Here is a 19,650-nt window from a genome sequence, read left to right as displayed (position 1 = left end):
ACTAACGATTATCAGCGGTGAGGATCTCCAGTCCAGATCGACGCATCACAGCCCAGTTCGAGCTGATCCAGCCGAAGCTCTCCTGACTGCCGATTCGAACGCGAACAGTGCCAACATCCGAAGGATGTTGTTAGACGTGCTCGATCCAATGTCGGATCAGATCCGCAAAGGCTTCTCCCTTTGCGACGACGTCGTCCGCGTCCCGAAACGTGACCGACGCCCGGTCCTTGCCGAGCCACACCAGGAGCGAGTTAGGGTCATCGACTGTGACAGCCGGCCCACCTCGCACTTTCGCGCCCAAATGCAGGATCACCTGGAGACCTGACTTCGCCCGGAGATGGAATGTGGCAAACCACTCGGACGTACGGAAGCTCGGCGCATTCCACTTGATCCCTTCGCTAATGCCGGTGTCGGCCCCGAGGATGAGTTGGCGGACGACGAGGATCTCGGTCTTGAGCGGGTGATCGTAAGATGCAAGAAACGAGTCAACGCCAGTTGATGCGTTGCTCGAGAGATTCTGCTGAGCGGACGGCTTCGGTGGCATGTTGCTCTCTAAACGCTGGCGGGCAAACGACTCAATTCCCGCACGCGAAAGGGTTCGAGTCGTTAACCGGTTCAGCGTGACGATCCTCACCAAGTGGGTATGAACCTGCTGGCGAAGAGAACGACTCGATACTACCGCAACAAAATCATAAGCAATCAACAAACCTTTAAGACGATTATACCTTGTGAGAGTCGCTGGGATGTCGGGCTCGGACGATCTTGAGCATGGCTTCGTGAAGTGCGCCATTGGTCGCAAGAATGCCTGTCGGGGCCAGAGGGGGAGCCTCGCCTCGGCAGGTCGTGACGCGTCCTCCTGCTTCTTCGACGATGAGCTGCCCCGCGGCGAAGTCCCAGGGGGAGAGCGTATACTCGAAATAGGCGCCGAAAAGTCCGCGGGCGACCATGCAGAGGTCGAGCGACGCGGTGCCGAAACGGCGGATGCCGTGGATCTGGCTCCGTTTCAGGTCAGAGATGGCCTTCAGGGTGGCCTCCATCAACTCGTCGCGATCGTAATAGAAGCCGACCCCCACAAGGGCCTCGTCGAGCCGGGTATGATCGGCAACCTGGATCCGTTCCCCATTTCGAAACGCCCCTTGTCCGCGGACCGCAGTGATCCACTCATCCTGGAGTGGGTTGAAGACGACGCCGGCCTCAGGCTGGCCTCCGCGATAGTAGGCGATGGAGACGGCGAAGTGGGGGATCTTGTGGGCGAAGTTGTTGGTACCGTCGAGCGGGTCGACAATCCAAAGATGTTCCGCGTTGGCATCCCCCTTCTGCTCCTCCTCGCCCATGACCTCGTGTCCGGGGTAGGAGCGGCGGATGACCTCGACGATCGCTCGCTCAGCCTCGATGTCGGCGTCGGAGACAAGGTTGGAAATATCTTTACTCCGCATGGTGACCCCCTCACGGAAATAACGTGTGAGGATCGAGCCGGCGGCTCGGGCCGCCTGCTCGGCAACCGTCAATTCGGGCGTGTTCATCAATGGAATTTTCCTTTGTACGACTCGCGACGAGATCGATCGGCCGGTCGGGTCGAGGCCTTGATTCAAGAAGCAAGGTTGGGGTTTCCATCGCCCAAAAGAGGCGATGACGGGTCGGTCGCGGCCAGAGGCTCGCTCGAGTCTCCCAACGCCTCGGCGGCCGCGCCGAGGCTCAAGGCCGGAGAGGTCTTGAGCGAATCCCCGTGCGTGCGCAGGCGTCCGGCAAGGAACAGACTCAGAATTGTGGTCGTGGTCGCGACGGCTCCCACCCAGGGGAATCGTTGGATTGACCCATTACTTGCTTTGGTAATGATCATCCCTCCGACATAGGCACCGAGCCCTGTTGAGAGGTGCTGGATCGAGGCGTTGACCGTCATGAAGCTTCCCCGCCGCCTCGGATCGACGCTGGCCATCACCATGGCCATCGCCGCAACCATCCGGCTTGCGTTTCCGACCATCAAGAGCGAGACGACCGTGATGGCTAGAAGAAAGGAAACCGGAGGCAAGCAGGTGACAGCAATCATCAAGAGGCCGGCAATCGGGGCCGCGCATCGGTAGACGTGGAGCTTGCCGTAACGATCGGCGAGTTTACCGACCAAGGGAGCGACGATCAGGGTCAAGCCCCCCCCAATGACGTAGACCCAAGGGAGTTGCTTCTCGGTCACACCCACGTTCGCCACGAGGTAGGGGCTGATATAGGGGATCACCGTGAAACTGCCGAACATCAAGGTCACGATCAAGGCGAATGCGCGAAGATGGTTGGGGTGAGTGAGCGTGGCCACCACCTCCTCGATCGGATGCTTCGCCGCTTTCTCAGAAACGAGGTGCCCTCGAAGTGAAGGCATTGCCTTCACCGCGACGATCAGGATGACCGAACCGGCTCCCGCCAGCAGCAAGAAAGGGACGTGCCAACCATACGCTGTGCCCAACGTGAGTCCAAAGGGGACGCCGACAACGGACGCCAGGGCAAAGGCGGACATCAATGTGCCCGTCGCCGAACCGCGCCGATGTTCGGGGAAAACGTCGCCGACGATCGCCATCGCCAGGCCTCCCAGAATCCCTCCAAACGCCCCGGTCACGACTCGGGCCGCCAGCAGGACGTGATAGCCCGCTGCGAGACCGCAAAATAAAGTCCCGACCAGGAAACCAAGGTAGAGGGTCAGGAAGCTTAACTTGCGGTCGAAACGATCGATGAAGGCGGCGGCCAGCAACCCTGCAATACCGGCACTGAGCGTGTACGACGAGACAATCAACCCAAAATGCGTGGGGCCGATTCTGAGCGTTCGCATCAACTGCGGGCCAAGCGGCATCACGATCATGAAGTCGACAATGTTCGTAAACTGAACTGCGGCCAGGATGAGCAAGATGACCCGCTGTCGCCTGATCTCAGTACCGTGCTCCGACGCTCCTAACGACTCCGCGACAAACTCGGTCATGCGCACTCAAGCTCCTCGTCCTAACCATGCGGCCATTTGCCCCAATGCTAGGAAACGAACGATCCGGGGACAAGCGCAGCTTGTGCGTCCGATCGAGTGAGAGCCGAATATCCGCAAGAATTGTTGTCGATGGTGTGAGGAACGCCAAGTTCCGCCAGGACTTGCCGGATGAACCAGTTAGAGAGTTGGTAAGCCGGTTAGCTCGGCGCTCCGATCCCAGAGTCTCCTCGCTTGCTCCTCATCGCGCGATGCGAGAGAGGAGCGGGTCGGTTGTTGGCGGTAGAAGTAACGGCCGGAGACTTCGGACACCTCCGCTGACGATCCCAGGTAGATCGACGTCTCGGCTCCCTTTTCTGGGCTGATGGCGAATAAAGCGGCCCCTCGCCTCAAGAACCATCCGGGAATTCCATTGCCGGCGAAGATGTTGGTGGCCACCAGCCCGGGGTGAAGCGCATTGGCGGTGACCTGCGTTCCTTCAAGCTTGCGTGCCAGCTCGAAGGTGAAAAGCAGGTTAGCCAGTTTCGATTGGGCGTAGGCCCGGAATCCGCTATACCGCTTTCGCCCCTCGAGATCGTCGAACTGGATCATTCTGGCCGAACGATGCGCATCGGACGCAACGTTGACGATCCGGGAGGGAGCGCTCGACTGAAGCATGTCCAGAAGTAAATTCGTCAGTTGGAAGTAGGCGAGATGGTTCAGAGCGAGGGTCAGCTCGATCCCGTCCACGCTCTCGCGCCGTTCGAAGAAGATGGCGCCTGCGTTATTGATCAGCAGATCGAGCCGACTCTTCCGTTCCCGGAAGCGTGAGGCGAGGTTGCGGATCGATTCTTGTGAGGAGAGATCGGCGAGCAAGAAGTCGACATCCGCGTCGGGGATCGCTTGGCGAATTCGGTCGAGAGTCGCTGCGCACCGTTCCTGGCTGCGTCCCACGATGGTTACTGTTGCGCCTCGCTCGGCCAATGCCTTCGCGGTGATCTCGCCGATCCCGGAGGTTGCACCTGTCACCAGGCAAACTTTCCCCGCCATGGATCGATTGGGGCCGATCATTATGCGAAGACACTGAGGAGCGGACTCCCGGTATTTACCCGCAACGGGCGTCCAACAGCATCATAAACCTCCGTGGCCGGATCGACACCGAGGGCGTGAAGGATCGTGGCGCCGAGGTCGTCGGGACTGACCGGGTCCCGGGCGGGATAAGCGGCCCAACGGTCGGATGCGCCGTAGACCAGACCGCCGGAGACACCACTTCCCGCCAAGGCGGCGGAGTAGCAGCGGGGCCAGTGTTCTCGTCCTGCGTTTCCCTTGGTGATCCGAGGGGTTCGGCCAAACTCACCGGCCCAGACCACGAGCGTCTCGTCGAGCATGCCACGCGCGTCCAGGTCTTCGAGGAGGGCGGCGAATCCACGATCGGCGGGAGGCATCAACCGGTTTTTGAGGTTATTGAAGTTGTCGCCGTGGGTGTCCCAAAAGTTCAGGCCGTCGTTGTGCCAGTTGACGGTGACGAGCCCGACGCCCGCCTCCACCAAACGGCGCGCCAGCAGGAGGGATTGCCCATGGATGTTGCGACCGTAGCGGTCACGAATCCTCGGGTCTTCCCGTGCGACTTGAAACGCGGCCCGCGCCTGAGTCGAGGCCAGGGCATCCAAGGCGCGGCCCTGGAAACCATCCCAGGCTCCGGCCGAGCGACCGGACAGGCCGGCCGGATCGCGCAACGCCTCGAATAATACGCGACGGTCGACCATCCGCTCCGGGGTCAGTCCCTCGGGCAAGCCGAGTCCGCTCACCTGAAAGTCGGGCGCGTTCGGATCTCCCTCAACCCCGAACGGGTCGAACCCCTTACCGAGCCAGCCCCCATGCTGGCCGGGAGCCTTGCCCCCCGGAGCGGCCGGATGCGCCACCGTCCAGGGCATGGTCACCGCTTGGGGCATGACCCCCTTGCTCGGCCGGCACTTCGCCAGGATCGCGCCCAGATGAGGCCAGTCGCTGGGCGAAGGACCAACCGCGTCGGAGTAGGGCGTTGGGGCCAGATGGCCGGTCAACAGGCGATGAGCCGTTGAAAGGTGGGCGGGATCATCGTGGCTCATCGAGCGGATGATCGTCATCCGGTGGGTTTGTTCGGCAAGCAACGGAAAGTGCTCGCTGAGCCGGACACCTGGTGTGCGCGTCGCGATTGTGCCGAACTCTCCGCGAATTTCCGCCGGCGCATCGGGTTTGGGATCCCAGGTATCGAGCTGGCTCGGACCTCCCCACTGAAAAATGAGAATGCACGATCGAGCACGGCCAAAGCCGTTGCTTTTCGCAACCGACTCGGCAGCCGCCCGACGGCGAAAGAGTTCCGGCAACCCCAGACCCGTCATGGTCAGGGCACCCGCCCGCAAAACTCCCCGCCTCGACATCCCCAGCTTGCGAAAACCATCGCAGCCCAGACGTCCCGTGGATCCCCGTTCATCCCTCAAGATCCCACCCCCATCAGTCAAATGGGACGAGCGATGCTGTTTAACCTTCGCTCAACAACCAACGCCACTTTAGCACTTGGTCGCGGTGATGTCTAGCCAGTGCGATGATCCCGCCCGACCCGCTGAGCAGGGCCGATGTCAGGTTCAGGCGATGGCCCCTTGATTTCCGAGGTGGCACCGACGTTGATAACTCAAGACACACTTTGGTCTGTACCTCGGTCGGCCTCGAATTTGCTTCGAACGCCGCGCACGGAGGATCCAACATGAAGGTGTTGCTCGTTCAGCCGTCCCGCTTAGAGCCCGACGGGTCGGTCTACCGAAATAAGACGCGATGGTTGCTGGGAATGACGCTCCCCTATCTTGCGGCATTGACTCCGCCGGATATTGACGTCGCGATCAAGGACGACCTCTACGAAGACATCGACTTCAGCGAACCGTGTGACCTTGTGGGTTTGACCTGCATGTCGCATCAGGCGTCTCGTGCTTATCAGATCGCCGATGAGTTTCGGAAACGAGGAGTCCCCGTCGTCATCGGCGGGTTCCACGCGACTCTGGCACCCGATGAGGCGCTCCAGCACGCCGATGGCGTCGTGATCGGTGAAGCCGAAGGCGTCTGGCTGAAGGTGCTCAATGATGCCGCGTCCGGCCGGCTCGAAGGGCGTTATCTGAGTTCCCAGCTCTCCGACCTCAAAGGGCTTCCGACGCCTCGCTATGACTTGCTCGACTTGCGTCGTTACCGGATCCCCAACCTACCCGCCCAGACGACGCGCGGATGCCCCTACGCCTGTAGCTATTGCGAGGTGACGCAAGTCTATGGGGCTCGGTTTCGATACCGACCTCCCGAGGAGGTCGTTGAAGAAGTCCGAGTCTTGATGTCGTTGGGCAAGCGTAAATTCGTCTATTTCGTGGATGATATTTTCAATGCCCATCGCAAGCACGCCTTCGCGGTTATGGAAGGTTTGCGTCCACTCAAAGTCGCCTGGACCTGCCTCTGCACGGCCAACGTGGGCGACGACGCGGAGATGCTCGACTTGATGCGGGCCAGTGGCTGCCGACACATCAACATCGGCATGGAATCGGTCAGTCCGGAGAGCCTGAAGTCGGTCAACAAGAAGCAGAATCACGCGGACAAATACGCCGAGCAGTTCGCCGCCATCAGGAAACGAGGAATCGAGTTTTCGCTGAACGTCATGTTCGGACTCGATGGAGATACCAAGGAGTCGTTCGACGCGACCGTCACGAAGTTGATCGAATACCGGGCTCCGCTCTCCTTTATGTTTATCCTTTCGCCGCGTGTCGGACTGAAAATCCGGGATGAACTGATGGCCCAGGGGAGAATCGACCATAGCGACTGGGACCGTTATCACAGCTACGAGTGCGTGTTCGAGCCGAAGAATATGACACGGCAGGAGCTCGAAGACGGATTCTGGCGAGCCCAACGGCAATTCTACTCGTACGGCTCGATCGCCAAACGAATCTTGTACCCGCCCAACCGGCACACGCTCCAGTCGCTGATCCCCAACCTCTTCTTCCGATGGGGAGTGAACCGGAAGATCCATCCGCTCACTTACTACTAAAAAACACACCAAAATCAATGAATAATTACTGGGTCATCCCCTACCTTACAAGCCGAGAAGAATGCTCTTGTAGGGGGGGGGCACGGCCCACCATGAGAATCGACCTGAAAGCGGAAGGGGCGAGGGAACGGACTTGCCCCCTCGCCTGAAGAATGGGCAACGCTCGGAGCGGAGGGGGTTTTTCAGCCGACGACAAGTACGTCGAGCGTCCGTGGGCCGTGAACCCCTTCCACGCGGTTCAGCTCGATGTCGGAGGTCGCCGAGGGACCCGAGATCCAGGTGAGCGGGTGACCTGGCACCCGGACCGCGTCGTTGAGTTGGGCCACCGCTTCTGGCACGAGGCCGACGATCTGGTCGACGGCGATGACGCAGAGGTGGTAGTCGGGGAGGAGCGTCAACGCCCGTCGACCTTGACCGGGCCCGGCGTCGAGAACGATCGTCCCGGTCTGTGCGATCCCGAGTCGACAGGCGGTGAGGACACCGTCACTGGTGTCGAGTTGTTGATTCGTTAAGCCGGGGTCGCGGAGTTGCTCGACATCGGAGGGAATCCAGGCTTCCGGCAGGTCGTTCGGCACCACCAGCCGGCGCACCTTGCGCTGGGCGCAGGCTGCTGCGATCGCCTTCGCTAAGTCTTGCGACGCGACACGACGGACCGTGGCCTTATACTCGGTCACCCGCTCGATGAACCGCTCGACCTGCTCCTCGTGCGGGGTCGAGTCGGATCGCAGATAGCCTTGGGGGGCGGATCGTACCGGTTCGGCGGTTCGAGGCGGAAGATCGCCGAGGGCCTGACGGATCCGATCGAGAATTTCCTCTTTAGCGGTCTTCATGAGCGCGTCTTCCACCACTCGCGAAAGGTCTGGGGAGCCACAGGATAGATGTCGCGCATCGCCGTCCAGCCTCCAAGCTGGCCGGGAAGATGTTCGATGTATCCTCCACGCATCAGAAAACGCTGGCCGAACCTCCCGAGCTTCTGGGAACGTTCATAGCGGCCACGATCGGCGAAGACGCCCGCAAGGAACTTCATCCCGAGGCTCTCGGGATTTGACCAGGGACTCCCTTCCTCTTGATCCTGCTTGTGGCGGACAACTTCGCCTCGCAAGTGGATCAGGACCTCGGGGATGTTGATTTTGACCGGACAGACCTCGTAGCAGGCGCCGCAGAGCGTGGACGCGTACGGAAGCGACCCTGCGTTCTCGACTCCCGCCAGTTGCGGCGTCAGGATCGCTCCAATTGGCCCCGGATAAACGGAGTGATAGGCGTGCCCCCCGGTGCGTTCATAGACCGGGCAGATGTTCAAGCAAGCGCTGCAACGAATGCAGAAGAGTGCCTGTCTCCCAATCGGATCGGCCAAGACCCGGGTGCGGCCGTTGTCCAGGAGGACCAGGTGGAACTCTTGCGGGCCGTCTCCCTTGGTCACTCCCGTCCAGAACGAGGTATACGGGTTCATCCGCTCCCCGGTGGACGAGCGGGGAAGGAGTTGGAGAAAGACTTCGAAGTCGTCCCAGTGGGGGACAATTTTTTCAATGCCCATGACCGAGATCAGGACGGGCGGCAGGGTCAGGCACATGCGCCCGTTCCCCTCGGACTCGACGATACAGACTGTCCCGGTGTCGGCGACGGCGAAATTAGCTCCGCTCACCGCGACCTTGGTTTCCAGGAACTTCTTCCTCAGGTGCGTTCGAGCCACGGCGGCCAGGGCGCTCGGTTCGTCGGAGAGTGACTTCACACCGAGCTTGCTCATGAAGAGGTCGCGAATCTCGGAGCGATTCTTATGGATTGCGGGGACCAGAATATGGGACGAGCGCTCGCCGGCGAGCTGAATGATCAGTTCCGCCAGGTCGGTTTCGGTCGCTTCGATTCCTGCAGCCGCAAGCGCCTCGTTCAGCGCGATCTCATCGGTGGTCAAAGACTTGATCTTGACCACCTCGCGAGCGCCGTGCCCGGCGACGATCCCGGTGATGATCTGGTTCGCCTCGGCAGCATCCCGCGCCCAGTGAACGTGTCCCCCCGCGCGCTGGACCGAGGCCTCGAGCTGGGTCAAATAGAACCCAAGATTTTCGAGCGTCTGTTCCTTGGTCGCGCGCCCTGCTTCGCGAAGACTCTCCCAGTCGGGCAACTCCCCCACAACCGACGCGCGCTTGCCACGGATCGTCTGCGTGGCTTTGCCCATGTTGCGGCGAAGCTGTGTGTCCGCCAGCGCGACTCGCGCTGCATCCTCGAAGCGGATCGCAGGGCGTGTGGGGATTGGCTCGTGGCTCATCGGCTCACACTCGATTCCGTGGAGGCGAGAATTTCCGCGAGGTGGACCGTCCCCACCCCGGCTCGCTGACGGTGCAACGCTCCACCGATGTGCATCAGGCACGAGGTATCGGCCGACGCGCAGAATTCCGCTCGCGTGTCGAGAACACACCTCAACTTATCGCCCAGCATGGCCATCGACGTATCCGCATTTTTGACCGCGAACGTGCCACCGAACCCACAACACTCCTCCGCGCGTGGCAACTCGACCAGGTCGATGCCACGGACGGCACGGAGCAATTTCAAAGGGGCGTCGCCCACACGGATCATTCGCAGCGAGTGGCAAGTCGGGTGGTACGTCACGCGATGGGGATAATAGGCACCCACATCTTCGACGCCCAACTTCTTGACCAGGAACTCGGAAAGTTCGAAGACGCGAGGAGCCAGATCGCTCACAGCCTTGGCCAGTTGGTGGTCCTCAGCCAACTCGGCCGCTCTGGGATAGAGGTCGCGAACCATGCCCACGCACGAAGCCGAGGGGGAAACGACAACCTCGGCATCGGCGAACACCTCGGTGAACCGCCTGACCATCGGAATCGCTTCGCGCTGGTAGCCCGTGTTGAAATGCATCTGCCCGCAGCACGTTTGCTCGAGCGGGAAATCGACCGTGTGGCCGAGACGCTCGAGGAGCGTGACGACGGCCCGTCCGGTCTGAGGAAACAATGTGTCGTTGAAGCAGGTAATAAACAGAGAAACCCGCATCGCTCACTCCGCTCCCGTAACTCCGACCCGCGTCCGCGTGTCCGCGTCACGCACATCAAGGCCCGCTGTGCGGAGTTGACCGCGCGGCCCAATCGGCCGTCGCAGCCCCAGTCGGGCCTTGGCGACTACGAGCATCAATTCTCGGCCGATCACCCTGAGGGTTCGGCCCTGAGGGAAGGGCCTATTCGCCTCAAGATCTTACTCGATTGAGACCTCGATCGGCACCCCATCGAGCCCGATCTCGGTCAGATCATGTCCGCTCCACCCGCCGGGTTCGGGAGCCTCAGCAGGCTCCCGAACCCACGGATCTATTTGCCAGTGTCGATCCATGCCGCCATCTCAGCCGGTGAGGCCGTCCCAGGCGTCAGGCGAAGGACATGAGCCGTGTCCGCAAGCGCATAGGATTTCTGAGGCCAGCTCTTGTCAAAGGATTTCCCGGCCCGCTGAATCCAGATCGGAGCCGGCGCCGCCAAGGCCGCGGCGGCCTTCAACCCGCCGAACTGGAGCAGGCCAGGCAAATCAAGACTGGCGGGCAAATCGACAGAACCATCCTTCGGGTCGAATTCGTCAAGATCGACCGCGGTCCGGCTTATTCCCTCAAGGGCCGGCCGGGCGAGGAGCACTTGCGGACCGGCCTGTCCCAGTCCGATCAGGCTGACCTCCCGGACATCAGGCTGAGAGCGAGCCCAGGCGATAACCGTGGCCAGGTCCTGCATCTGGTCCCCGGCCAGGGCCGGGTTGTAGGTCTCGAAGTGGTCAGTGTTGGGCCGATGGAACGCCGGAGACGCAGGGTCGAACGACTCGCCGATGAAAAGCGGGTCGTACCCGACAACCTCCTGGCCGCGTTCAAGGAGCGCCTTGACCAGCGGAATCGGCTCGCCTTGCGGTGAGATGAGCCGCGCCTTGCCATGGGACGTTGCAATGACCGTGAGTCGACCGCTCGGCTCCGCCGGGCGGAACCGGACGACGGGAATTTGATCCCCGACCGCCTTGCGACCGACAAGCGAATGAACAGTCGTATAGCCTTCTCGACTCGACTGGCGAACGGTCGTCTCGTCGAGTTCCGCGGGGGCCGGGTTTTTCAGGCCGACGCGGATCTTGAGCGCCTTGAGCAGTAAGGCTTTCGAAGCCTGCCAGGCGGAGGAGCGATTCGAGGGGGCCAACCCGTCGAGCTGGTCGCCCAGCACCTGCACCAGGTCCGCTTCCAGTCGCTCGGGACTTTTCCGATCGGAGGGGGCGGGATGGCGCTCGTCGAAGGTCCAGAGTGCTTCGGGTTTCTCGGGCGTCTGATTTCCTTCTCGCGTACGTGCCGGATCGTTGATCCCGAGGAGCCAGCGCCCCATGAAGGCATAGACTGCGTTGCGGGTCGTCTGGTTGTAGTTGTGTGGGAAGTCGAAGACTTCGGCATCGACCCGGTCGGTCGACCCGACCAGTGAATAGACGTCCCGGATCGCCGGATAGGCGCGAGTGAGGGTGAGCTTAGTCCAGTCGCCCGATGCGCCAACCAGTTTGAGGGGGCGCGGGGCGGTCAAGGCGGCAAACTCGACGTTGTCGGTGCCGATTCGCAACCCGGCGGCGTTTTCGCAGACACACCCCCCTTGAAACGAATCCGAGACCATGACGACGGGCGCAGACACCTTGATCCGATCATCGATCGCCGTCAGCAAGAACGTTTGCGTTCCTCCGCCCGATTCACCCGTGCAACCAACCCGCGCGGAATCGACGTCGGGGAGACTGGTCAACCAGTCGAGGGCGCGAATGCTATTCCAGGTCTGGAGCGTCACCAGGCTCAAGCCCCAGCGGCGGAGGCGGTCGTTCAAGAACGAGTGACCGAATGCTTTACTGTCGTTGTAACCGACCATGTCGTACAGAAAGACGACGGCGCCCAGCTTCGCCCACTGGATACAGCGCTGTTGGACTTCGGGGTTCACTCGCCCGTCTTCCCAGTGGCCGTGCGGGCAGAGCACGATAGGAAGGTTGCTCGACTTGCCGCTGGGGCGATAGAGGTTACCGCTCAACGTGAAGCCCGGCAACGTCTCGAGAACCACCTTCTCGATCGTATAGCCGTCGCGCTCCTGCTTACCGTAGACCCAGGGGTTCAGAGGAGTCTTGGGGGGCAACGGCCAGAGGCCGAGCGTCACTAAAAGGTGCTCGCGAACGGTCTGGGCCCGGTCCCGCCATTCTTGCGCCGAGCGGGGCGCATGGAAGTCGGCCCCTTCCTTGTTGGTGCGCACGCGAACCCTGCGCAGATCGAGTGGCGGAGCGATCGAATCAACCCGGCCTCGGATCAGGTCCAGCGCGGGGGCGGGATCGAACTCGGGATCGGTCGTGAAGACCAGCGCCGCTGGCACCGGCTTCGGTATCGCCGTGGGGGCTGACTTGGACCTGGAAGTCGTGGTCAGCGTCATTTTCGCTTCGGGCAAGGCGACGAGCAAGCGAACGCGGCCATCGGCCTTGATATCGACACCGCCGACGTTCTGCCACCGCGGAGTTTCGTCGGCTCCGTCAATCTTGGCCGTGAGCGTGAGAGTCGGCCCGTCAACCGCAAGGCTCCAGGTCTGTTGGGTGGGAGCCCACACCTTCACCGTGTATCGAGCCTCGGGCGGAAGTTTAATCCCCCGAGCGAGTTGAGGGAGGTCGCTCGCGTTGAAGAGCCGAACGACGGGAGGTGCCGACTCGGTCGCCCCGACGTTCGTCAGCCAGACAGCCGAGACGATGCCGAAAGCCGTGATCAAACGGAAAAAGGGCAGGTGGGGCTTGGCCATCGTTCGGTCACTCCCAAGGGGCGGCAAAGCTTGTCAGGAACGGTTGCCACTTATCGTACTCGTCGCGGAAGACTTCTCAAGGACGCAGAATCTCCCGTCGCGGATCGGCCGCCGACGAGGCCTTGCACCTTCACTCCCAATCAGGGCATAGTGCGATCGTAAGTCCGCATCTCCCTCAAATTGGAGCGAATCAAGAATGGTCATCCGCCAATACCAGCCAGGCGACGAGGAGGCCCAGGCGCGAATCTATAACGACGTGGCTGGTCGTCTTCCCAACTTCAAGCCGGCAACGGCGGCGGAGATCGCCCGCCGACACCAGGTCTCCGGCTCGTTGGCCACCTCGACCTTCTACGCGGTCGAAGCGGGCGAGATCGTGGGCTACGCCGTCTTCGACCTCAATGGCCGGATCAGCTATCCGTGGTGCCTGCCCGGCCACGAATCGGCACAGCGGCCACTGCTGGAAACGGTTCTCGGCGCAATGAAAGGGCTCGGACTTCCCACGGCTTGGGCGGCCTATCGAGCAGATTGGACCGGCGTGCTCGATGATCTCCACGAGCTCGATTTTCGCGAGTCCCGGCAGATGATCAATTACGTGACGGAGCTCAGTTCGATTCCTCACGAGTCGCTCCCAGCGGGCTTCTCGTTTGCCACTCCCCGACGCGATGAGCTTGAGCCTCTCCTCCGCCGGCTCGGGGATCCTGATTTCGTGGAGAACCGCGAATCCCTCGACCGCTTCTACTGGGAAAATCCGTACTTCAGTTCCGAGAGCCTGTTCGTTGCCCGGCGAGAGACTGACTCTCAGATCGTCGGAATCGCCTTGATCGTCCAGCGAGACGGTTTTGCCGATCCGACCAAGCTCGATTCCGCGATGCCTTGCTTCCGTTTGGGCGCGTTCGGGGGCGAGCGGGAGCGACACAAGCGAGTCAACGGCATGTTTTCTTGCCTGGCCGATTCACCCGAAGTGCGGTCGATCCTCCTCGCCGAAGCGGCCCGACGTCTCGAAAAGACGGGGCTCGGTTACATCGCCACCCAGGCTTCCTCCGACCAGACAGACCTCGTGAATTTCTATGATCGGATGTTCCGGCGCCAGGGATCGTTCCCGATTCTGTCACAAAGCCTTGCGTGAGCTTACGCAAACGCGATCCATCGATAACGGCCGACTGTCGGGTGCTTTGGAAATCGATGACAGAACAAGTCATCCGTCCAAACTCACCCGGCCATGACACTCCTGAGGACCACGATGCGGCTCATCATCTCCGGACCCGAATCGGCGACTCGGCCAGGAGTGGCTGGAGGACGTCTCGGCCAAGCCGGCGAGTAAAAACAGCGGCGCCTTCGGGAAGCAGGTGATGACCGTCCATGAATCCACCGTCGTCGACCCAGTCGCGGGCGTCGACCACCTCGACCCGACAATCACGACGGATGCCCTCAAGGTAGGTGCGGACATCGCGCAAGGTGCTCGCCGGGTAGAGATCGCGAAAGACTTGCCCTTCCGGCAGGACGACCACCGAGGCCCGGATCTTCTCTCGGTGACAGAGGGCGATGATCGCTCGTAAGGCGCGGTCGGGAGTCTTCGCGATCTGATAGCGGCGCAGGCGATGCTCGTAGACCCGGCGATAACGCTCGACCAGACGGCCTCGTTCTTCAAGAGCGACGGCGTCCATCGGGCTCCACCACCCGAATCGGTCGAGGTTCTGACACCTGCGGTCGGGCTCGGTCGGGGTCAAAACCCAGGTGGGAGCGAGGTGGCGGAGCAAGGCCTCGCGATGGGTCACGAGCGGAACGACCTGCCTGGTCCACCACTGGCGATCGAGCTTTCCAGGGCGAGAAACGTAGCTCCTGAGCAGCCTCAGGCCCTTCCAATCGAGGCAGCCGATGTTGACCTGGTCCATGAACTCCTTGAGCCCACGTTCGGCTCCCCACGTCGGCGGCCAGAACTCGAGGAAGACCCAGTCAGGCCGAATCCCCGAATCGAGCAACCGTTGCAAGCTCAGGTGAGCCATCTCCGGCCCTGAACCGACCTGGGCAAAGTTGAAAACCAGTGGGTCAAGTCCGGTGTTTGCCTCGTGGCCCAGCAAGGAGTCCGGGCGAAAACCGGTGGCCACACGCGAGCTGCCGAGCATCAGAACGACCGGTCGATCCGGCGACTCAGCGACCGCCGCGCGGAGGTCGGCCAGTTTCCGGCCGAATTCCACGTCGGCGACCTGCGGCCTTGATTGGAGAAAGGAACGAAGAGCGACCTGACTGGCGACGAACCAGAGCAAGGCCCAGGCCAAAGTCATCCAGGCACGCCGGGACAGGGGACGCCTCGCTACCATAATAAAGTAAAGTCCTCCTGATCCGTTGCCTCAGAACTGGAAGTAGACGAATGGCTTTCCCGCGTCGGGAGCCAGAATGAGAGCGACCATCAGAATCGCGGCGTAGCCAAAACCGAGGACAGGCGCGGGCAACCTGTCCATCAGCCGAGTCGTCAGCCCACGAACCGCCAAGGCATGACAGATCGCCACCGCGAGTAGCGTGATCCAGAAACTCAGTTCGGCGGCGGGCGTGCCCGCCCCTCCGTGAGGCAGAAAGAGACGGCGAAGCATCTCGACGGCCAGACCGAACGAAGTGGCGCGGAAAATGACCCAGCCGACACAAACCGTCAAGAACGTGAGGCCGATCCGAGCCAACGTCCCCAAGGAGCCAAGCAGCATCGCAGAGACTCTGGGCCTTGGGTCACAGAAGTCGCGGAAGAGACGGTGGCCGATCAGCAAGAACCCGTGGAACGCCCCCCAGACGACAAAAGTCCAGCTCGCGCCATGCCAGAGCCCTCCCAGGGTCATGGTCACAAGCAGATTCAGGTAGGTTCGACGGCGGCTCCCCAGGCTTCCGCCGAGCGGAATGAAGAGGTAGTCGCGAAGCCAACTGGACAGCGAAATATGCCAGCGCCGCCAGAACTCCGACACGTTTCGCGAGAGATACGGCAAGTTGAAATTGGCTGCGAGCTTGTAACCGAGGAGATGGGCACAACCGATCGCCATGTCGGTATAGCCAGAAAAATCGCAGTAGATCTGAATCGTGTACGCCAGCGCTGCGACCCAGACCGCATGGGAGCTGTAGTCGCCGGGCTGGGCGAAGACGGGGTCAGCAAACGCCGCCATGCGATCGGCAATCGCCAGCTTTTTGAACAGGCCGAGCAGGAAGTACTGGGCTCCGAGCTGCATCCGGGCCCAATCCCACCGCTTGGTCTGGCGGAGTTGGGGCAGGAAGTCGCGAGCGCGCACGATCGGCCCCGCAACCAGGTGGGGAAAGAAAGTAATGAAGAGCAGAAAGTGCCCGAGATTCCGTTCGGCCGGAACCCGTTTGCGATAAACGTCGACCGTGTAGTTGATCGCCTCAAACGTGTAGAACGAGATACCGATCGGAAGCATGACCCGAAGGACGGGGAGGGAGGCTTCGGAACCTAGCGTCCGGAGGATCTCTTCCAAGGAGCCGAGAAAGAAATTCGCATACTTGAAGTAAGCCAGGAGACTCAGATTGGCCACGAGACTCAAGCCGAGCAGGAGCGATCTCCAGCGAGCCGATCGGGATCGTTCGAGACCGAGCCCCACGGAATAGTCAAACGTCGCGGACAGGCCGATCAAGGCGGCCAGCCACCGATTCCAGGACGCGTAGAAATAGAAACTGGCGACGAGCAGGAGGATAATCCGTGCGCGTGGCCAGGGGAGTGCCCAGTAAGTCGCGAAGACGATCGCGAAGAAAAACAGGAAGGATTGCGAACAAAAGAGCATGGCATCCTGCCATCGGCACGCGGACTTGGCGTCTTGAGAACGAGGCGGCCCCGCGCCAGAATCGGCCCGGCCCGCCGAGAAGGCGGGCGAAGTGTACTCGTAGTCATGACCGCGTCAAGACCGGCTTGCCCTTGCGTTCCTCGGGGGAGTGACCCGAGCGGCCGATCGCCGTCAGTGGATCACTCCAAAGACATGCACCCCTTTCAGGAGTGTTTCAATCGAGACCGGCTCGCGTGCAGGGAACAAACAGTAGGTGGGGTAGGGGTCGGTGCCGTCGATGATAATCTGGCGATGATTGGCCTGCCGGAACCCTTCGTCGCAGGGTTGATGCCCGGTAATGAACCAGTCGGCGTCCACCATCCTGGCGAACTGGTCGATCGTCTCAGGCGCAGTATTCCGCCCCCAGGTCATGGCGTAAATGGTGCCGTGGCGGGCCATCGCCTCGGGAGTCCAGGTATTGGCCTTGAGCAACTCGAGATCGAGGTTGTCGAGATCGACCGGGTCGGGAATCGTGTGACAGAGGAAGACACGATTGGGCGTCCTGACCGCAATCGGTAGGGCCGCGAAGAGTTCGAGGTAGGCGCTATAGACCTCGGCGTCCCGGGGGGCATACGCGGTTGTAACCCCCTGGCGAAACAAGGCATTGAGTGCCACCCCATTCTTGCCGATCATCCGGCCGGTGATCTCCGACAGTTCGTGGTTTCCCAGGATCAGGTGGACGCGATCGGGATACTGACACTTCAGAGCGGCCACGACATCAACAAGCTGATGGGAACGATCGCCACCATCGTCCGGATAGAACCGCAAACCATGAACAAGTTCTTGTAAGACTAAATGACGCGAGGGATTGGTCGCGAGTGCGGCGGCGTCGAGGACCTTGCGGAACGCTGGGATGTTCCCATGCAAGTCCCCGACGACGAGCACTTCCAGGGCTGAATCCAGGGTGACGATGCCTCCCGCCCGTCCCGGCGTCGCGCGGAACAGTTCGGTGGCGCGACGGATCGTCTTGAGCAACTTTTCGGGGTCGGGCATCGGCGGCGAACTCGCTGCGGGTCGGGCAAGCGGCGTATATGTCTCGTGGTTTACAGTGCCACAATTTAACAAGGTCAATGCGAAATAGGGAGCCTGGACAGAGGATTCGTGGCAACCGGTCGAGGGTTGCCGAATTCTCTCCGAACGGATCGGATCAGGAGTTCAACTCCAAGGCTTCCTCCCAGTGTTCGTAGAGGTTGGCGAGCGCGACCTTGAGGTCAGCGTGACGGCGCTGGAGCTCGACGGCCTTGATCGCGTCGCGCCAGACCCCGGGTTGGGCGAGGAGATCCTCGAGCCCGGCGACCTCGGTCTCGACTTCCGCGATTTCACGTTCGAGGTCCGCCGGTTTACGGTAGGGATACTTGCGTTTCTTTCGGTCAGTGCGTTCGGTGGGGGAAGCCTCGGCCGTTGAGGAGGAGGGCAGGGGGGCGACGCTTCGCGCCTTCGCCGCGGCGGCCTCGGACTCTTGCTGAGCGATTCGTTGGTAGGTTTCGTAGTCCCCTTCGATAACCCGCGTCTTGCCGTCTCCCAGGACGATCAAGCGATCGGCCACCTGGTTGAGGAAATAACGATCGTGACTGACGACGAGGACGGTCCCCTCGAATTCGCGGATCGACCGCTCCAGGGCCTCGCATGACCAGATATCGAGGTGGTTGGTGGGCTCGTCCATGACGAGCAGGTTGGCACCGGTGGCCGAGAGCCTGGCGAGTGCCGCCTTGGCCTTCTCGCCACCTGAGAGCTGCCCCACGTTCTGAAATACGATTTCGCCGCTGAGCCCGAACCGGGCGAGGACGTCCCGAACATCGCCTTGCACCCAATCCGGATCGTCATCGGGCCAGACGGCACGGACGACGGTGGTGTCGGGAGCCAACGACTCGAGCCCTTGGTCGTGGTAGCCAACCTGGACCTTGTGTCCGAGCTTGACCTCACCGGCGTCGGGCTTTTCCCGACCGATCAAGGTCTTGATCAGGGTCGACTTCCCCGACCCATTCGGGCCCATGACCCCCACGCACTGACCGCGAAGAATCGACAGGTTGGAGTTTTGGAACAGAGGCTTGTCGAACGACTTGGAGAGGAGTCGGGCCTCGATCACGATGTCGCCCGAGCGATCGACCTCGCCGAACCCCATGACGGGTCCGACGATCTCGCGCATCGTCTCGACCCGTTCGATCCGGGCCAGTTTCTTTTCGCGGTCGTGGGCCTGCTTGGCCCGTTGCCCTGCGCCATATTTGCGAATATAGGCTTCGAGGTCGGCAATTTTCTCCTGTTGCCGCTCGGCCTGGCGTTCCATCACCTTGGCCTTCTCGCCCCTGAGTTTCCAGTAGTGCGAATAGTTTCCGGGATAAGCGCTGATCTGTCCTTCGTGAAGTTCCCAGATCTTGGTGACGACCTTGTCCAGGAAGTAGCGGTCATGGCTAACGACCACCATGGCGACCGACTGCCGTGACAGATAGCTCTCGAGCCAGGAGGTCGTTTCGATGTCGAGGTGATTGGAGGGCTCATCCAAGAGCATCAGGTCCGGGTTTTCAAGCAGCAGCTTGGCGAGCATGAGCCGCGATTGCTGCCCCCCTGAGAAGGTCCGGGCCTGACGACCAAAGTCACTGGTCGGAAATCCGAGTCCGGTCAGGATCTCCTCGACGCGATGGTCGACCGAGTAAGCGTCTTGATGCTCGAGTCGGTCGTGAATCTCGGCGTAGCGGCGAGTGGCCCGCTCGCGTTCGCTGTCATCCTCCGCCTCGCCCATCTCCTGGGCGGCCTCCTCCAACTCGCTCTGGAGTTCGAGCACCGAGGCGAGGCCCGAACGAGCGACGCTCATCAGGGTCTCTTCGGCCGTAAAGTCAGGATGCTGGCGGAGCAGGCTGATCCGGATCCCGGAACGAGAGTAGAGGCTGCCGTAGTCGGCCTTGTCCTGAGCGGCCAAGATCCGCATCAGCGTCGTCTTGCCAGCGCCGTTGGGGCCGACCAGGCCGATCCGCTCCCCGGTGCGGATCTCGAACTTCAGTTCGGAGAAGACCGGATCGCCCGCGAATTGTCGGCCCAAACCATTAGCGGATACAAGAATCATGAACTTAATCTTCTCTTTCC

At 61.5% G+C, this 19,650-nt stretch carries 15 protein-coding genes; 2 read left to right on the top strand and 13 right to left on the bottom strand.

Translation table 11 applies throughout. From position 1 onward, the window contains the following. Positions 1-130 precede the first annotated feature (130 nt). The 5 genes from V5E97_RS16670 to V5E97_RS16650 all read right to left on the bottom strand — a co-directional run bounded on the left by V5E97_RS16670 (position 131) and on the right by V5E97_RS16650 (position 5,316). The gene (locus V5E97_RS16670) at positions 131-544 is read right to left on the bottom strand and encodes a DUF1801 domain-containing protein (protein ID WP_406700423.1); all 414 of its coding nucleotides are present in this window, start codon (positions 542-544) and stop codon (positions 131-133) included. 175 nt (positions 545-719) lie between these two features. Next, entirely contained in the window at positions 720-1,523 is an 804-nt protein-coding gene (locus tag V5E97_RS16665; protein ID WP_406700422.1) for an inositol monophosphatase family protein, read from the bottom strand. Positions 1,524-1,588: 65 nt separating this feature from the next. After that, the gene (locus V5E97_RS16660) at positions 1,589-2,959 is read right to left on the bottom strand and encodes an MFS transporter (protein WP_406700421.1); all 1,371 of its coding nucleotides are present in this window, start codon (positions 2,957-2,959) and stop codon (positions 1,589-1,591) included. A 177-nt stretch (positions 2,960-3,136) separates the two neighbouring features. Then, positions 3,137-4,006 carry an SDR family oxidoreductase gene (locus V5E97_RS16655; RefSeq protein WP_406700420.1) on the bottom strand — a complete coding sequence of 290 codons (870 nt, stop codon included), beginning with the start codon at positions 4,004-4,006 and terminating at the stop codon, positions 3,137-3,139. Then, the gene (locus tag V5E97_RS16650) at positions 4,006-5,316 is read right to left on the bottom strand and encodes a DUF1501 domain-containing protein (protein WP_406700419.1); all 1,311 of its coding nucleotides are present in this window, start codon (positions 5,314-5,316) and stop codon (positions 4,006-4,008) included. Before V5E97_RS16650 ends, V5E97_RS16655 begins: the two co-directional genes overlap by 1 nt. A 362-nt stretch (positions 5,317-5,678) precedes the next feature. Here V5E97_RS16650 and V5E97_RS16645 point away from each other — a divergent pair, with 362 nt between their 5' ends. Beyond that, positions 5,679-6,992 carry a B12-binding domain-containing radical SAM protein gene (locus V5E97_RS16645; RefSeq protein WP_406700418.1) on the top strand — a complete coding sequence of 438 codons (1,314 nt, stop codon included), beginning with the start codon at positions 5,679-5,681 and terminating at the stop codon, positions 6,990-6,992. Positions 6,993-7,174: 182 nt separating this feature from the next. On the opposite strand, the gene V5E97_RS16640 is transcribed toward V5E97_RS16645, so the two are convergent. From V5E97_RS16640 to V5E97_RS16625, 4 genes are all read right to left on the bottom strand, one after another. Then, positions 7,175-7,822, bottom strand: a complete 648-nt coding sequence (locus V5E97_RS16640) for a LutC/YkgG family protein (protein WP_406700417.1) — start codon at positions 7,820-7,822, stop codon at positions 7,175-7,177. Continuing rightward, complete coding sequence (locus tag V5E97_RS16635) at positions 7,819-9,255, bottom strand: LutB/LldF family L-lactate oxidation iron-sulfur protein (protein ID WP_406700416.1); 1,437 nt, start codon at positions 9,253-9,255, stop codon at positions 7,819-7,821. The genes V5E97_RS16640 and V5E97_RS16635 overlap by 4 nt, the downstream gene beginning before the upstream one ends. Further along, complete coding sequence (locus V5E97_RS16630) at positions 9,252-9,995, bottom strand: (Fe-S)-binding protein (RefSeq protein ID WP_406700415.1); 744 nt, start codon at positions 9,993-9,995, stop codon at positions 9,252-9,254. The genes V5E97_RS16635 and V5E97_RS16630 overlap by 4 nt, the downstream gene beginning before the upstream one ends. A gap of 308 nt (positions 9,996-10,303) precedes the next feature. Continuing rightward, positions 10,304-12,760, bottom strand: a complete 2,457-nt coding sequence (locus V5E97_RS16625) for an alpha/beta hydrolase family protein (RefSeq protein WP_406700414.1) — start codon at positions 12,758-12,760, stop codon at positions 10,304-10,306. A gap of 196 nt (positions 12,761-12,956) precedes the next feature. On the opposite strand from V5E97_RS16625, the gene V5E97_RS16620 reads away from it, so the two are divergent. Beyond that, complete coding sequence (locus V5E97_RS16620; RefSeq protein ID WP_406700413.1) at positions 12,957-13,886, top strand: GNAT family N-acetyltransferase; 930 nt, start codon at positions 12,957-12,959, stop codon at positions 13,884-13,886. Positions 13,887-14,010: 124 nt separating this feature from the next. Here V5E97_RS16620 and V5E97_RS16615 read toward each other — a convergent pair whose 3' ends face one another. The 4 genes from V5E97_RS16615 to V5E97_RS16600 all read right to left on the bottom strand — a co-directional run bounded on the left by V5E97_RS16615 (position 14,011) and on the right by V5E97_RS16600 (position 19,630). Next, positions 14,011-15,042, bottom strand: a complete 1,032-nt coding sequence (locus tag V5E97_RS16615; RefSeq protein ID WP_406700412.1) for a DUF1574 family protein — start codon at positions 15,040-15,042, stop codon at positions 14,011-14,013. Positions 15,043-15,108: 66 nt separating this feature from the next. After that, positions 15,109-16,533, bottom strand: coding sequence for an MBOAT family O-acyltransferase (locus V5E97_RS16610; protein ID WP_406700411.1), 1,425 nt, complete (start codon positions 16,531-16,533; stop codon positions 15,109-15,111). 171 nt (positions 16,534-16,704) lie between these two features. Then, a complete protein-coding gene (locus V5E97_RS16605) occupies positions 16,705-17,565 on the bottom strand; it encodes a metallophosphoesterase (RefSeq protein ID WP_406700410.1) in 861 nt (286 codons plus the stop codon). Between the two features lie 154 nt (positions 17,566-17,719). Next, complete coding sequence (locus V5E97_RS16600; protein ID WP_406700409.1) at positions 17,720-19,630, bottom strand: ABC-F family ATP-binding cassette domain-containing protein; 1,911 nt, start codon at positions 19,628-19,630, stop codon at positions 17,720-17,722. Between the last annotated feature and the right edge of the window lie 20 nt (positions 19,631-19,650).

It is taken from the genome of Singulisphaera photorubra, assembly GCF_045290345.1.
Classification (GTDB): domain Bacteria; phylum Planctomycetota; class Planctomycetia; order Isosphaerales; family Isosphaeraceae; genus Singulisphaera.
This window is presented reverse-complemented; position numbering and strand designations above follow the sequence as displayed.